This is a genomic window from Paraburkholderia sartisoli (genome assembly GCF_900107685.1).
Lineage (GTDB): Bacteria > Pseudomonadota > Gammaproteobacteria > Burkholderiales > Burkholderiaceae > Paraburkholderia > Paraburkholderia sartisoli.
This window is the reverse complement of record NZ_FNRQ01000001.1, coordinates 673,964-689,100: the sequence shown is the minus strand read 5'-3', so window position 1 is coordinate 689,100 and position 15,137 is coordinate 673,964. Positions and strand designations below refer to the sequence as shown.

Sequence of the window (15,137 nt, the reverse complement as noted above, 5' to 3'; positions counted from 1 at the left end):
CGTGCTCATGCCGCCTCCGAGCGCGCCGCGCGCGGCAGCACCACAAGATAGCGCCAGACGATTTCGCCAAGCAGCAGCACGCCGACCAGGACGTACGCAATCGCGCCGTTATAGAGCGACCACGCCTCGCGCGTCCAGAAGAATGCCGTCCAGGCGGAGAACGTGCCGTTCAGCGCGAAGAACGCACACCAGATCTGCGTGACGCGGCGCGTGTGCAGCATGGCCGGCGCGCTGAGATCGGGCGTTCTGATGCGTGCGAATTTTTCGATCATCGTCGGCCCGCGCACGAGCGTCGCGCCAAACGCGATCAGCAAACCAAGGTTGACGAGCGACGGATAGATACGCAGCAGCATCTCGCTGTTGGTCGCGACGATGGCGGCCGACGCGCAGCTCAACAGGCCCGCGACGCACCAGTCGACGGCCGTCAGCCTGCGCAGCGACGACGCCACGCTGCCCGTTCCCGCCCAGCGCTGCAACCACAGGATCGCGAACAGCATGAGCCCGACGTAGCGTGGCGTGTCCCACTTCCACGCACACAGGATCAACGCGGGATACGCCAGCTTCAACAGCACCTGCACGGTCGCGCCCAGCACCTGACGCGCCCTGCCCGCCGTCACGTCTGGCGCGCCTGACGGAGCAGACTGCATCAGCCCTGCGCCGCCAGCAGCGATTCGACCGCGCCGATCACGTCGCCGACCGTGCGCACCGACTTGAACTCCTCGGGCTTGATGCGCCGGCCCGTCATCTCCTGCAGCTTGATCGCGAGATCGACTGCATCGATGCTGTCCAGGTCGAGATCTTCGAACAGATTCGCCTCGGGCGTCACGCGCTCAGGCTCGATCGCGAAGTTCTCCTTGAAGATGGCGCGGATGCGCTCGAGAATGTCTGCCTCGGTCACGATTTACTCCCCTTTTCCTGCGGTTTCGTTCGCTGCGTGTACCGGCGTGCGCTGGCTGGCGACAAATGCCGCCAGCGTGTTGATCGAGCGGAAATGCTCGCGCGTGCGTTCGTCGTTCGCAGCGATGGTCAGTTGGTATTGTTTGCGCAGCACGATGCCGATCTCGAGCGCGTCGATCGAATCGAGACCGATGCCATCGGTGTCGAAGAGCGGCGCATCGTCGTCGATGTCGGCAGGTGTCAGGTCCTCCAGATCCAGTGCGGCGATCAGGAGCTGCTTAATTTCCAGTTTTAAAGAATCCATGGTCGAACAGATGCTGGGTAATGTGGGCCTCGATGGCGCTGGTCACGGAACGCGCGGCAAGTGCCGGCGAGCTCTCGTGGGCTGAAATCTGTTCGACGCCAACTGGCTCAAGCACGCTCACGCGCATGCAAAATGCGCGCGACGGCACGTTATACCAGCGCATCTGCTTCGTGAAAACGGGCGGATCGCAATCCATCAGCACGGGCAGGATCGGCGCACCCGCCTTGATCGCCATGTGCGCGAACCCGCGCGAAAACGCGTGCAGACGGTTCGGCGCGGGGCTGCGCGTGCCCTCCGGAAAGATGATCATCGTATAGCCGGCTTCGAGCTGTCGGGAGCCGGCTTCGACGAATTCGACCGGATCCACGTTGCTCACGTATTCGGCCGCACGCACGATCCCGTAGAAACATGGGTTGCGCCAGTGCGCGCTCTTCACGACGCAGCACGCGTGCGGCGTGAGCGAGAGCAGCACCATCACGTCGAGCCACGTCGGATGATTCGCCACGACGATCGCCGGATGGCGCGTACGCAGCACGTCGCCGCCTTCGACCTCGAGCTTCATCACGCCGACAAACTGCAGCACGGCCACGAGCGCACGGAAAAAGCCGTGGATGACCGCGGTCACCGCACGTTGCCGCGACGCCCGGTGCGGCCACAGCCACGCGAGCGGAAACACGATCACGGAAAACAGGAAACCGCATATCCCGAACACCGCCATCGCGAGACCGGTTGCGATCAGCCGCCACACGAACTCAAGCCGCGCCATGATGCCAGCTCCATTGCCAGGTTGAGCCGGCGCCCTGCCACGCCGCGCCCGCGTGCGTGTCGAGGCAGTGATGCACGGCCTGGCTCTGCGTCGGGAATACGGCGAACGACGCATCGCCTGCGCCCGGCGCGCGGGCAATCGTACACGTCAACTGCCCTCCGGCTGCGGTCGCGTCGAACAGGATGGCGAGCGCGCCGCCCTGCACCTCGTCTTCGATCGTGCCGTACGCGGGGTCGGCGGGTTCATCGGCGTAGACGAGCAGTACGGGCGTTGCGGGATCGCTCGCGTATTGCGCGTGCGCCTCCAGCAATGCGTAGCCCAGGGTCTCGGCGCCCGCCGAAATCGCGCTCGCCGGCGAACGGTCGCCGCGGGCGATGCCGAACACGCCCGTCATCGCGTTGAGCACCGAAAGACTGAACGCGGTCGGCGACACGGGTTGACCCGCGCTGATGGCCCGCAGGATATCGGTGGTGCGGCGCAGCTCGCCATGTCGCGACGCGAACACCGTGCGCACCGCGGCGACGTCGTCGCCCACGCAGTCGTGCGCCACCTTCAGCGCGGCGCGCGACAGCGTGCTCAGCCGTCGCCGTACGATCGGCTCGATGAAGCCGATATCGGGGGCGGCGGCTGCGGCGGCAGGCCAGGAAGACCAGCGAGCAACCGGAATAGTCCAGTGCAGATCGGGCATATCGGTGTTCGCGCGATTGAAAGCGGCTAAGGCTGCTGGCGGCCCATCGGGCACGCCGGCCGGAGGCGACGCACGGGCGCCGCCCAGCCCGAGGCAGACGCCACCGAGGTCAATCCAGTCTTGTTATGTCGTCAGATGAATTAACGGCCAATGCCCCGGATTATTTAGGGGTCGACTCGCCGGACGATGATGTTAATTAGACTCGGATCACCGGCGGTCGCCGGCATCATACTGAATATTGTGGATGAAATCAGCCACAAAAGACGTATCTATCTGTATCCGTCTTAACGCCGCCACGGAAACGTAAATGTAGTCCTGGAAGGCCTCAAACCCTTTTGCACACTGACGAAGTGTGGCGAGCCACCCCCGCACTTTCATGTCGCCCTTTTTTACCTTCTGAAAGAAACGTTTGCGTCATGCGCCGGCATCCGGGCGAGGCAAAACAGCCAGAACGGGCGCAGTGGCTCAAAACCTGCGTGTTATAATCCGCCCCTCATTGGGGAGTAGCCGCCCCGCTGCACGTCCGCGCAGTCTTTCAACCATGAAGACCGCGCCGCGCACGTGTCACGCGGGGGCGCCTGTCAACAGACCTGGCCTGTACGGCCATGGCAGACGCAGCCTCCGGGCCTGGCGAGACCGATGATCCACAGCTGCCGCTACAGGGCCCGGCTGGTTGTGGGTCGTCGCTCGCTCATCACGGCCCGGGGAAACCCTCACAACGTGGATCATGCCTTTCTCATCTCTGCCGGCGCCGTCGCGCTGGCCGAAATCGGCGACAAGACGCAACTGCTTTCGCTCGTCCTCGCTGCCCGCTATCGCAAGCCGTTGCCGATCATTCTCGGCGTCCTCGCCGCGACACTCGTCAATCACGCCGGCGCCGGCGCGCTCGGCGCGTGGCTGGGCACGCTCATCACGCCGACGATCATGCGCTGGGCGCTGGCGGCGTCGTTCATCGGCATGGGGCTGTGGATTCTCGTGCCCGACAAGCTCGACGAAGACGAAGCCAACGCGAACCGCACGCGCCTCGGCGTGTTCGGCGCGACCGTCGTCGCGTTCTTTCTCGCGGAAATGGGCGACAAGACGCAGATCGCCACCGTCGCGCTCGCCGCGCGTTTCCACGACTTCTTCGGCGTGGTGGCCGGCACGACGCTCGGGATGATGATCGCCAACGTGCCGGCCATCATCCTCGGCGACCGCTTCGCCCACCGGCTGCCCACGAAAGTGGTCCACGGTATCGCCGCGGTCATGTTCGTCGTGCTGGGTGCGATGGCGCTCTTCGGCGTGGGACTCTGACGCGCGTTCCGCGCGCGATGCATGCATCAGTAAAAAGCCGGCCCCGCGTGTGACGCGGGAGCCGGCTTTTCTTCGCCCCGATGCAACCGGTGCGGAATGCGTGAAGCCTGCGAGGCCTCGGCTACTGGACAGCTTTGACCGCGGAGGCCGGCGCCGGGGCCGCTCCCGCAGCCGCTTCGTTCGACGGCGCGCCGCCGCTGCCATCGAGCGGAATGCGCACCGTGCGCACGACGCCGTTACCCAGCGGAAAATCCGCGAGCGCGCTGCGTACGAGATACGGCATCGCGCGCACCAGCGACGACTCGGCGCCCGAGTTGCGGGCCGTCACGTTGTACACCTCCTTGCCGGACGCGCGATCGGTGATGCGGATGCTGAGCAGATGGGTATAGACCGGATAGCTCTGGTCGACGTAGCCGGCCGGGAACGGCCCGAACGGTCCCCACGGGTCCATCGGACGACCCCAGTAGTAAGGGCCCGGCCACGGGTTGTAGTAATAGACCGGCTGCGAAACCGTCACCATGTCGCTGCGGATGCCGTAGCCGAGTCCAACCAGGTAGTGCGCGTCCCGTGCGTTCACGCGACGGAACGCCTGGTTCGCGAGTTCGTTGCCGACGAGCGTCTCGTAGGTGGACAGTTCGAGGTTGTTCTGCTGGTCGCTCGCGCGGGTGAACGCATAGGTTCGCGTCGCGTCGCTTCCGCTCCAGTCGGAGAAGGCGGTGACCTGCGTCGTCACGTAGGTGGTACAGCCGGACAGGGTGACAGCCATGGCGGACAGCAGCATGGCAACACGGCGGGTCCAACGGTCGAACTTCATGGTCTTCCTCGTTTTCAGCGTCTTCGATGTCTTGCGGTGTCTGGCAGGCGCGCCGCGCCATTGCACCGCGGCCCGATATTACGCTGACCCGCGCCATCGGTACAAAGTTCGAGACACACGATATCAAATGGCTTTGTACAATGGCCCAACTGGTTGGTCGCAGCGCACCCCGCGCGGCCGTCGACCGCCCTGCACTCTTTAACGAATCCGCCATGTCCGACATCGCTACGCCTGCTGTGATCCGCCGCGCCGATTACGCGCCGCCCGCCTTCCTGATCGATACCGTCGCGCTGGAGTTCGATCTCGTCCCAGAACACACGGTCGTGCGCAACACGATGCGCGTGCGCCGCAATCCCGACGCCGCGCGCGCACCGCGTTTCGAACTGATGGGCGAGCAGCTGGAATTCGTCAGCGCGACGATCGACGGCAAGCCGCACGCCGCCGTGCATTCCCACGAGCGCGGACTGACGCTCGACCACGTGCCCGACGATTTCGAACTGACGCTCGTGAGCGCCTGCAACCCGGCGGAGAACACCACGCTGTCGGGTCTCTACGTATCGGGCGGCAACTTCTTCACCCAGTGCGAAGCCGAGGGCTTTCGCCGCATCACGTACTTCCTCGACCGGCCGGATGTGATGGCCACCTACACGGTCACGCTGCGCGCAGACAAGGCCACCTATCCGGTGCTGCTGTCGAACGGCAACCTGATCGAGGAAGGCGACCTGCCCGACGGCCGCCATTTCGCGCGCTGGGAAGACCCGTTTCGCAAGCCGAGCTATCTGTTCGCGCTGGTGGCGGGCAAGCTCGTCGCGCTCGAGGAGCGCGTGAAGAGCGGCTCCGGCAAGGAAAAACTGCTGCAGGTGTGGGTCGAACCGCACGACCTCGACAAGACGCAGCACGCGATGGATTCGCTGAAGCATTCGATCCGCTGGGACGAGCAGCGCTTCGGGCTCGAACTCGATCTCGACCGCTTCATGATCGTCGCGGTGAGCGACTTCAACATGGGCGCGATGGAGAACAAGGGGCTCAACATCTTCAACACGAAGTACGTGCTCGCGAATCCCGAAACCGCGACGGATACCGACTTCGCGAACATCGAAGCCGTGGTGGGCCACGAGTATTTCCACAACTGGACCGGCAATCGCGTGACGTGCCGCGACTGGTTCCAGCTGAGCCTGAAGGAAGGCCTGACCGTGTTCCGCGACCAGGAGTTTTCCGCCGACATGGCCGGCGGCGCCACGGACGAAGCCGCGCGCGCCACGAAGCGCATCGAGGACGTACGCGTGCTGCGCCAGATGCAGTTCGCCGAGGACGCCGGCCCGATGGCGCATCCGGTGCGCCCGGAGAGCTATGTCGAGATCAACAATTTCTACACGATGACGGTCTACGAAAAAGGCTCGGAAGTCGTGCGGATGTATCAGACGCTGTTCGGCCGCGACGGCTTTCGCCGTGGCATGGACCTGTACTTCGAGCGCCACGATGGCCACGCCGTGACGTGCGACGATTTCCGTCACGCGCTCGCCGACGCCAATGGCCGCGACCTCGCGCAGTTCGAGCGCTGGTACAGCCAGGCCGGCACGCCGCGCGTGTCCGTCAAGACCGCGTATGACGCGGCGCAGCGCCGCTACAACGTGACACTGACGCAAGGCTACGGCGACAGCACCCCGGCCGCGCGCGACACGCAAAAAGGGCCGCTGCTGATTCCATTCGCAATCGGCCTGATCGGCAAGGACGGCGCCGATCTGCCGCTGCGCCTCGAAGGCGAAACGGCCGCCGCGGCTGCGGGCACGGGCACGACGCGCGTGCTCGAATTCACGGCCACGGAGCAGACCTTCACGTTCGTCGACGTTGCCGACAGGCCGCTGCCTTCGTTGCTGCGCAATTTCTCGGCGCCGGTGATCGTCGAATACGACTACACGAACGAGGAACTCGCCTTCCTGCTCGCGCACGACAGCGATCCGTTCAACCGCTGGGAAGCCGGCCAGCGGCTTGCGACGCGAGAACTGCTCGCGCTCGCGGCGCGCGCCGCGACGGGCGAGCCGCTGCAGCTCGACGACTCCGTCGTCGCTGCGTTCGCGCGCGTGCTGCGCGACGAAACGCTCTCGCCGGCGTTTCGCGAACTCGCGCTGATGTTGCCTTCGGAAGCGTACCTGGCCGAGCAGATGGCCGAGTCGAATCCGGCCGCCGTGCATCAGGCGCGGCAGTTCGTGCGCAACCGTCTGGCGAACGCGCTGCGCGCCGACTGGCTCGCAATCCACGCCCGCCATCAGACGCCGGGCGCATACGAGGCGACACCCGCGGCATCGGGCCATCGCGCGCTGAAGAACCTCGCGCTGTCGTATCTCGCGGAACTGGACGATCCCGCGGAAGCCGTGCGTCTTGCCCACGCGCAGTACGACGCGGCAAATAACATGACGGACCGGTCGGCGGCGCTGTCGGCGCTGCTGAATGCGTCGTCGGCGGCGGGCGGCACGCTCGCTGACGCCGCGCTCGACGACTTCTATCGACGCTTCGAAAAGGAACCGCTCGTCATCGACAAGTGGTTCGCCCTGCAGGCGACGCAACGCGGAAGCGCGCAGCGGCCGGTGATCGACGTCGTCCGCAAGCTGATGGCGCATCCGGCGTTCACGCTAAAGAACCCGAACCGGGCGCGCTCGCTGATCTTCAGCTTCTGCGCGGCCAACCCGTCGCAGTTCCACGCGGAGGATGGCTCGGGCTACCGCTTCTGGGCCGAACAGGTGATCGCGCTCGACGCGATGAATCCGCAGGTCGCGGCGCGTCTCGCACGTTCGCTGGAACTGTGGCGCCGGTTCACGCCGACGCTGCGCGACGGCATGCGCGCCGCGCTGGAAACCGTCGCGGCGAAAGTGAAATCGCGCGACGTGCGCGAAATCGTGGAAAAAGCGCTGGGCTGATTTTTCGGCGGTTCTGTTTGAAGAAGGAGCCGGCGCGATTTGCCGGCTCTTTTTTGTGCGTGAAACGGGCGTCCTCGTCCTGATGCAAATTAAGCCGCTGTGATGCGAAAAGCACGCGCGCCGTCTCAAAAGGCGGGGCACGCGGATGCAAGCAGGTAAAATCAGTGCATTCCTATGCCTTTCCGGAGTAAGCAATGGCTTTGCAACGTCGTACCACTCTTACGAAGTACCTGATCGAGCAGCAACGCGAGACCAATAACCTGCCCGCCGATCTGCGTCTGTTGATCGAAGTCGTTGCGCGGGCGTGCAAGTCGATCAGCTACCACGTCAGCAAGGGCGCGCTGGGTGACGCGCTCGGCACGGCCGGCAGCGAGAACGTGCAGGGCGAGGTGCAGAAAAACCTCGACATCCTGTCGAACGAAATCCTGCTCGACGCGAACGAATGGGGCGGCAACCTGGCCGCGATGGCATCGGAGGAAATGGAAACGTTCTTCCCGATCCCCAGCAACTATCCGAAGGGCGAATACCTGCTGGTGTTCGATCCGCTCGACGGCTCGTCGAACATCGACGTGAACGTGTCGATCGGCACGATCTTCTCGGTGCTGCGCTGCCCCGATGGCCAGCAGCCGACCGAGCAGTCGTTCCTGCAGCCCGGCTCGCAGCAGGTCGCCGCGGGCTATGCCGTCTATGGCCCGCAAACCGTGCTCGTGCTGACGACCGGCAACGGCGTGAACTGCTTCACGCTCGATCGCGAACTCGGCTCGTGGGTGCTCACGCAAAGCGACATGCGCATTCCGGTCGAAACGCGCGAATACGCGATCAACGCATCGAACGCGCGCCACTGGCATCCGCCGGTCCAGCAATACATTGGCGAGCTGACCGCGGGTTCCGAAGGTCCGCGTCAGCAGGACTTCAATATGCGCTGGATCGCGTCGATGGTCGCGGACGTACACCGTATCCTGAACCGCGGCGGCGTCTTCATGTACCCCGCCGACAAGCGCACGCCGGACAAGCCGGGCAAGCTGCGCCTGATGTACGAAGCGAACCCGATGGCGTTCATCGTCGAACAGGCGGGCGGCGCCGCGACGAACGGCGAGAAACGCATTCTCGACGTGATGCCGAAGAGCCTGCACGAGCGTGTCGCGGTGTTCCTCGGCTCGAAAAACGAAGTCGACCGCGTGACCCGCTACCATCTCGACGCAAAAAGCTGAAAAAGTTGAACGAGGGGGCTTGTCAAACTATTGGAGAAGTCCCTATAATCTCGTTTCTCTGATGCCGGAATAGCTCAGACGGTAGAGCAGCGCATTCGTAATGCGAAGGTCGGGGGTTCGATTCCTCTTTCCGGCACCATCAAGATTCAGGCAAAAAGCCCAGTCATCGCGACTGGGCTTTTTGCTTTGTGCAGCTTGTGGATTCTCCTGGTGCGCGACTCGTTCGTTACGGAAAAAACGCATCGTCTGCCTGTTTCGCCTCGCGACCATGCTTAAGAATCCTGATTGAACGCATGCACATTCACATCGGCACGCCGTCCATGGCAGCCTGGATTCCTGGATGGCCTCGTCAAGCATGGCGAAGCAACGACTCCATCCCACGCACCGCCCTCTTCGCCCGAAGAAAGTCGATCAGTGCAACAGACCGACGCGTCGTTCGATCGCCTTCACCATCATGTGCAAATCGTTGCTGACGAAGCTGTCGTGCGTTTCGACTTCGAACACGCGACGCGAATCGCCCGGTTGCGCGAATCCCCATCGATAAATCCCGCCACCCGTCGAGAAGCGGTAGCGCGGGCAGTCGTGCGCGGCGAGATCATCGGGTGTATCCGGCTTCGCGTGGCGCTCGAAATATGCGGGCGGATCCCGCCACCGCGATGCGCACGTCGCCGCTCAGCGGCACGGCGCCCCTATCGCGCGCGCCCCGCAGAACGACGAATGCGTTTGCCGGGTCACGAACGCATATTTCCATGCCCGATAAATATTAGCGATATTGCCGGAAGGCGATTTTCGAACGAATGATCGTTTAAAAACCGAATAGACCCTCATTCACGCTGACGGCCCCGAAAAGTATTTCGGCCCGTCAACGGCGCGCCTTAATCATCCGTTAATGAAGGATCGGCAAGATCACATTTCATACGAATCCGAAACCACGCATCTTTTCGCTGCGACGCACAATAACAGCGGCACCGCTTTCGATCGTCCGCATGTATGCCGGCGCACGGACCCAGAGCAGAAAGGGGCAGGAGACTGGTTATAAGGAAGCGCCTGCAGCGAGGGATTAGCAGGCAATCGATAAATTTTATTCACTCGACTTCAATTCGGGACAGGCTGTGCCGTTAAAGCAACAGTGAAGCAGCGAAAGCGGAGTTGCCGCTTCGCAGCACTGGTGCAAAACGAAGACCGGAGCAGATAATCGGTTTGTAAAGGAGAAAGATCATGGATACCAGACCGCCAAGAATTCCGACCCCGGACAAGGTGTTGAGTCCGGATCCGGAACCGGCAGGCGTTGAGTTCCTCGGGGACGAACTTCCAGAACACGTTCGCGCGTTCTTCGACGAACAACGCAAGTCGTGCGACCAGAAGTAAGCGTGGTCAGACACGGCAATACGGGTTACGCGCCGGGTTACGCCCGATTCGCGCGGGGATGGCTGTCGCGCTCAGGCGCCGTTGCGCGCCGCGTACCGCGCGCGCTCGTGCGAGCGACTGCCGTCTGATTGTTGCATGCGCGCCGGGTTGCGACACCCGGCGCGCAGGGTTGCGCGCGTCGATTTGACCGCGCCGGTGCGCTGATGGTCTACTCTTCTGCTGTTTCCATTCTGGCCTCCCGGCCCGCTATCCACTCATGGCACTTCTGAAACGCGCTGGCGCGCTCTGCGCGACGCTGCTCGCGACCACGCTCGCCGTCGCACCGCTTCCCGCCTCCGCCGATGGCGATGACACTGCGCTCACCAATCTCATCGCGCTTGCATCGCAACGTCTTGCGCTGGCGGAACCGGTTGCGCGTTACAAGTGGGCAACGCATCAGCCGATCACCGACACGCCGCGCGAAAACGCGCTACTCGCCGATGTTGCGAAGCGCGCGGTAGCCGCGAACGTCGATCCGGCGTTCGCGCAAGCGTTCTTCCGGGATCAGATCGATGCCAGCAAGGACGTGCAGAATGCGCTGTTCGACGCATGGCGCAACGGCCAGCCGCCGGCTGGCGCCGCACCAGACCTCGCCACCAGCACGCGTCCCCAGTTGGACCGGCTGACGCAGTCAATGATGGCTGGCCTCGCGCGCGTGCAGCCGCTACGCGGTGCAGCGGACTGTCCGTCGCGGGTCGCGCAGGGCATTGCAAACTGGAAGTCGTTGACGCGCTACGACGCCGCGCATTCGAGCGCGCTGACGCATGCGCTCTCGCACGTGTGTGAATCGGGCGGCGTCGGCGCGACGGGCTAGACGGTGGCGGCGTCGCTCGAAACGGGCGGCGCCGGCGCGCCCAGCAGCGACACCGCGAGGCCGCGCTCGAGATGCGTCTGGAGGATGCGGTACGTCGACAGTTCGAACGCCCCGGCAATGCCTGGCACGACCAGCGAAGCGGCCTCCTTCTGCGTCGCCGCCCCGCCGAGATAGCGCCAGCGGTCGATCACATGAAACGCCGTGGCCTGCGATTGCGCATCGCGCTCCTCGAAGAAGACTGGACCGCTGAACGGCCAGGGCGCGTCGACGGGATCGGCCCGGCCCACGCGCGGCGCCCGGTTATGCCGCGGGCGCAACGTCGCGATCCACTGCGCCTCGGCGAGCAACGCGCCAAGCTCACCACCCGTCGCACACCATTCGACGCGCCGCACCAGCTGCGCGAGACGCATGTCCTTCGCTGAACGCCGCTCTGCCGTGAGATGCGCCCGCACCCGCTGACGGACGCGCACGCTCCGTCCGACAAAGAGTGGCAGGTCGTCTTCGCCATAGAACGCATAGACGCCGCAGCCAGCCGGCGCGGTGTCGAGCAGGTCTTCGGTGATGTCGCCAGCAAGCTGGAATTTGCGTGTGGTGCGCTCGATCTGCGTGCGCAGCGCGTCCACCGGCACGAGGCTATGCAGACGCTGCCAGAATTGCCAGAGCAGATCGGCGTCCGCCAGCGCACGATGGCGATCGGAGGGCACGAGCGCATGCCGCTGAACCAGCGCGTCCAGACCATGCCGCTTCTCGGCCGGAAACAGCGCGCGCGACAGTCGCACCGTGCAAAGCACGTCCGGATTGAACGTCAGCCCCACGCGCGCGAATTCGCCGCGCAGGAAACCACGGTCGAAACTGGCGTTATGCGCGACGAAGAGTCTGCCCTTCAGGCGCTCGAACAGCGCGGGCGCAATCGACTCGAACGTCGGCGCGCCACGCACCATCGCGTCGGTGATGCCGGTGAGTTGCTGGATAAAAGGCGGAATGGGTTGTTGCGGATCGACCAGCGTGCTCCAGCGCGAAACGCCTTGCGGCCCCACTTCGACTACGCCGACTTCGGTAATCCGGTGCTCGCCCACCGACCCGCCAGTGGTTTCGAGGTCGACAAAGACAATGGGCACATCGATGGCGGGAACCGCCAGATACTGTTCAGACATTGGAATGCGTTCCAGGCGTAGCTTCGCGCAAGTATGCACCAGTTGGCGGATCAGCAGGATTGCGGCGGGAAATTTTGCCTGATTGCCCGGCGAATAAAAACTCCGCACGCCCATGGCTTTTAAACATCCGTCGCCCGCATCCAGAGTTTATAAACCAGCCCGGCAAAAAGCATTCTTTAATTCCAGTTAAAACCCCACAGCCGACGCCAATAAAAAAAGCCCTCTGCGTGGGAGGGCTTTTGAGATCGCCACAGCGCTTGCGCGCGGCGCACCGCGGCTTACAGCGGTTGAATGTTTGCAGCCTGCTTGCCCTTCGGCCCGGCCTTCACCTCAAAGGACACGCGCTGATTTTCTTTCAGCGACTTGAATCCTTCCGAGCGGATTTCCGAGAAATGCGCGAACAGGTCTTCGCCGCCCGAATCAGCCGTGATGAATCCAAATCCCTTAGCATCGTTAAACCATTTGACGATACCGGTTTCCATATTCCAGTTCCCTCTAGATTTAAAGTAAAACGGGTAATACCCTTTATGCCAATTCCATGGGCCTGCCAACTACACATCCAGCTCCGGAATTCAGCTTTGCCGTTATACGGGGAACGATGAGAAGCCGTCAAGAGAAATCCAGGCAATTGCCTGACAGCTCGATATCAAAACAGGAGTGAAGCAGTCACATAATTCAAAACGCATTTTAAAGAGCCCGGTCAATATTACTTTTTCAAAAAATTGCATACGAAAATCCGGGAAAAATTTCCGTTATGTAACAAATAGTGTTTTTGGTAAGTGTTTATCCGGGTTGTTCATGTAATACATTCACATCACGATCGGAGTCATGCATCACGCAATGGGAGATCGCCATGTTTTTCAAGCAATCCGGACGGCTGGCCAACTGGCTGTTTCATTCTCAACCGTCGTCCGTACCTCCGGAAAAGACCACGGCAGCGGCGGATTCTTCTGCATTCGCGTTCGACCCCGATCCCGCGTGGCACGGCGATCACTGGCAGAACCTGCTGTCTTCCCCTATGGACGCACGTCGTTACGTCATGGAAGATTGGAGCGTGCATGCCAGCTTCGGGTTCGACGAAGCGGATCCGGTGCCAACCGGGGCTGGCTAGGAAGGAAAGTGCAGAACGGCGGGACAAAAAAAGAGCGCGGCTGGAAGGCCGCGCCGACAAAGGTTTGGAGATCTTTTTCATCAACGAAAAAGTCTGCTTCGAAAAGCAGAAATTTGAGTATAGCGCCGCGTTGGAATGCGATTAGTCGCAATAACAGCAACCGTCTATTTCAAAAACTGCAACAATTACGGTTTTAGATGATCGTTGTAGTTTTTTGGCGACTTTTGCTGTAGCAATTGCACAACGCCATCAGGTTGACATCACACCCCTCTATCGCGAAGAAACCCCTCGAGCCTTTACCAGCAAGGCTTTAGCCGGGGCCCAATATCATTTCCGATCCCGGAATACTTTATTGTGGATTTCGGAACGAGCGCATCACAACTCCCGTACTTACACTTTGGCTGTCCCGGAAACAAACGTGCTTGTCCTATGGCGCGTTTTCACGTGCATTCCGCCTCTCGCAGCGTTGCGTGATCGTTTCCTTGAAGCCTGGGTTTCCAAAGCCCATCCTGTTCTCGGAGTTACAAAGATGAAAAAGACACTCATGGTCGCGGCCCTGTCGGGCGTTTTCGCCACTGCCGCTCATGCACAAAGCAGCGTCACGCTGTACGGCTTGATCGACGCAGGCATCACCTACACGAACAACCAGGGCGGTCACAGCAACTGGCAGGAAACGAGCGGCGCGGTGAACGGCAGCCGCTGGGGCCTGCGCGGTGCGGAAGATCTGGGCGGCGGTCTGAAGGCCATCTTCACGTTGGAAAATGGCTTCGGCATCAACGACGGCACGCTGAAGCAAGGCCAGCGTGAATTCGGCCGTCAGGCTTTCGTTGGCCTGTCGAGCAACCAGTTCGGTTCCGTGACGCTCGGCCGTCAATACGACAGCATGGTTGACTACGTCGGCCCGCTGTCGCTGACCGGCACGCAATACGGCGGCACGCAGTTCGCCCACCCGTTCGACAACGACAACCTGAACAACTCGTTCCGCGTGAACAACTCGGTCAAGTACCAGAGCGCGGCTTACGGCGGCTTCAAGTTCGGCGCGTTGTATGGCTTCTCGAACCAGGCAGACGGCTTTGCGAACAACCGCGCATACAGCGCCGGTGCATCGTATAACTACGGCGGCCTGAACGTCGGCGCGGCTTACCTGCAACTGAACAGCAACGGCGCAACGAGCGCAGCTGCAGCGTTCAACTCGGGTGGCGCGGTGTCGAGCGACAACACGTTCTTCGCTGCCCGTCAGCAAACGTGGGGTGCAGGTGCAAGCTACACGTTCGGCCCGGCAACGGCTGGCCTCGTGTACTCGCAAACGAACCTGCACGGTCTCGCTGGCATCGGCGCAGGTGCGTCGGGCGTGTCGGGCGGCATCGCCACGAACGGCGACAGCGCACGCTTCCAGAACTTCGAAGCCAACGCACGTTACGCTCTGACGCCGGCGCTCAGCATCGCCGGTTCGTACACGTACACGCGTGGCAACCTGGAAGGCACGAGCCCGCACTGGAACCAGTTCAACCTGCAAACCGCCTACTCGCTGTCGAAGCGCACGGACGTGTATCTGCAAGGCGAATACCAGCAAGTCAACGAAGGCTCTGGCGTCAATGCAGACATCAACGGCCTGAACGCTTCTGGCAACAACAAGCAAATCGCTGTGACGGCGGGTCTGCGTCACCGCTTCTAAGCTGTCAGGTAGTATCCGCAGTATTGAAAGGCGCCGGTTTCGGCGCCTTTTTTATTGGCGCTGGCATCCTGTCATCATCGACACCGGC

Annotated in this window: 15 protein-coding genes, 1 tRNA gene and 1 riboswitch; of the genes, 8 read left to right on the top strand and 8 right to left on the bottom strand. The window is 62.5% G+C overall.

What is annotated here, in order from left to right; genetic code table 11:
• Positions 1 to 5: 5 nt before the first annotated feature.
• Genes BLV45_RS03155 through BLV45_RS03135 form a run of 5 tightly spaced genes read right to left on the bottom strand, consistent with a single transcriptional unit; the run spans position 6 to position 2,655 of the window.
• Positions 6 to 647 (bottom strand): COG4648 family protein, encoded by a 642-nt coding sequence (locus BLV45_RS03155; RefSeq protein ID WP_090528836.1) that lies wholly within the window; start codon positions 645 to 647, stop codon positions 6 to 8.
• Positions 647 to 898 (bottom strand): acyl carrier protein, encoded by a 252-nt coding sequence (locus tag BLV45_RS03150; protein WP_090528833.1) that lies wholly within the window; start codon positions 896 to 898, stop codon positions 647 to 649. Before BLV45_RS03150 ends, BLV45_RS03155 begins: the two co-directional genes overlap by 1 nt.
• A 3-nt stretch (positions 899 to 901) precedes the next feature.
• Positions 902 to 1,201: a phosphopantetheine-binding protein gene (locus tag BLV45_RS03145; RefSeq protein WP_090528829.1), complete on the bottom strand. Its 300-nt coding sequence runs from the start codon at positions 1,199 to 1,201 to the stop codon at positions 902 to 904.
• Positions 1,176 to 1,970, bottom strand: coding sequence for a lysophospholipid acyltransferase family protein (locus BLV45_RS03140; protein ID WP_090530999.1), 795 nt, complete (start codon positions 1,968 to 1,970; stop codon positions 1,176 to 1,178). The genes BLV45_RS03145 and BLV45_RS03140 overlap by 26 nt, the downstream gene beginning before the upstream one ends.
• On the bottom strand, positions 1,954 to 2,655 hold the full coding sequence (locus tag BLV45_RS03135; protein ID WP_090528827.1) for a beta-ketoacyl synthase chain length factor: 702 nt from the start codon (positions 2,653 to 2,655) through the stop codon (positions 1,954 to 1,956). The genes BLV45_RS03140 and BLV45_RS03135 overlap by 17 nt, the downstream gene beginning before the upstream one ends.
• 486 nt (positions 2,656 to 3,141) lie before the next feature.
• Positions 3,142 to 3,363, top strand: a riboswitch (yybP-ykoY riboswitch).
• A 12-nt stretch (positions 3,364 to 3,375) separates the two neighbouring features.
• Between BLV45_RS03135 and BLV45_RS03130 the strand changes: the two genes are divergently transcribed.
• A complete protein-coding gene (locus BLV45_RS03130) occupies positions 3,376 to 3,948 on the top strand; it encodes a TMEM165/GDT1 family protein (protein WP_090528824.1) in 573 nt (190 codons plus the stop codon).
• Between the two features lie 121 nt (positions 3,949 to 4,069).
• Here the strand turns inward: BLV45_RS03130 and BLV45_RS03125 are convergent, their stop codons facing one another.
• Complete coding sequence (locus BLV45_RS03125; protein WP_090528821.1) at positions 4,070 to 4,762, bottom strand: DUF4136 domain-containing protein; 693 nt, start codon at positions 4,760 to 4,762, stop codon at positions 4,070 to 4,072.
• Between the two features lie 212 nt (positions 4,763 to 4,974).
• Between BLV45_RS03125 and pepN the strand changes: the two genes are divergently transcribed.
• The 5 genes from pepN (at position 4,975) to BLV45_RS03105 (ending at position 11,109) form a co-directional block, all read left to right on the top strand.
• On the top strand, positions 4,975 to 7,677 hold the full coding sequence (pepN, locus tag BLV45_RS03120) for an aminopeptidase N (RefSeq protein ID WP_090528818.1): 2,703 nt from the start codon (positions 4,975 to 4,977) through the stop codon (positions 7,675 to 7,677).
• A gap of 194 nt (positions 7,678 to 7,871) precedes the next feature.
• A complete protein-coding gene (locus BLV45_RS03115; RefSeq protein ID WP_090528815.1) occupies positions 7,872 to 8,888 on the top strand; it encodes a class 1 fructose-bisphosphatase in 1,017 nt (338 codons plus the stop codon).
• A gap of 63 nt (positions 8,889 to 8,951) precedes the next feature.
• A tRNA-Thr gene (locus BLV45_RS03110) sits at positions 8,952 to 9,027 on the top strand.
• Between the two features lie 1,079 nt (positions 9,028 to 10,106).
• The gene (locus BLV45_RS27390) at positions 10,107 to 10,256 is read left to right on the top strand and encodes a hypothetical protein (protein ID WP_176954055.1); all 150 of its coding nucleotides are present in this window, start codon (positions 10,107 to 10,109) and stop codon (positions 10,254 to 10,256) included.
• Positions 10,257 to 10,512: 256 nt separating this feature from the next.
• Complete coding sequence (locus BLV45_RS03105) at positions 10,513 to 11,109, top strand: chorismate mutase (protein WP_090528812.1); 597 nt, start codon at positions 10,513 to 10,515, stop codon at positions 11,107 to 11,109.
• On the opposite strand, the gene BLV45_RS03100 is transcribed toward BLV45_RS03105, so the two are convergent.
• Both BLV45_RS03100 and BLV45_RS03095 read right to left on the bottom strand, forming a co-directional pair.
• Positions 11,106 to 12,263, bottom strand: a complete 1,158-nt coding sequence (locus BLV45_RS03100) for an exonuclease domain-containing protein (protein WP_090530996.1) — start codon at positions 12,261 to 12,263, stop codon at positions 11,106 to 11,108. The two genes, BLV45_RS03105 and BLV45_RS03100, sit on opposite strands and share 4 nt — an antisense overlap.
• Positions 12,264 to 12,541: 278 nt before the next feature.
• A complete protein-coding gene (locus tag BLV45_RS03095; RefSeq protein ID WP_090528809.1) occupies positions 12,542 to 12,745 on the bottom strand; it encodes a cold-shock protein in 204 nt (67 codons plus the stop codon).
• A 371-nt stretch (positions 12,746 to 13,116) separates the two neighbouring features.
• On the opposite strand from BLV45_RS03095, the gene BLV45_RS03090 reads away from it, so the two are divergent.
• Together BLV45_RS03090 and BLV45_RS03085 are read left to right on the top strand one after the other, a co-directional pair.
• The gene (locus BLV45_RS03090; RefSeq protein ID WP_090528806.1) at positions 13,117 to 13,374 is read left to right on the top strand and encodes a hypothetical protein; all 258 of its coding nucleotides are present in this window, start codon (positions 13,117 to 13,119) and stop codon (positions 13,372 to 13,374) included.
• 529 nt (positions 13,375 to 13,903) lie between these two features.
• Positions 13,904 to 15,049 (top strand): porin, encoded by a 1,146-nt coding sequence (locus BLV45_RS03085; RefSeq protein ID WP_090528803.1) that lies wholly within the window; start codon positions 13,904 to 13,906, stop codon positions 15,047 to 15,049.
• Positions 15,050 to 15,137 lie beyond the last annotated feature (88 nt).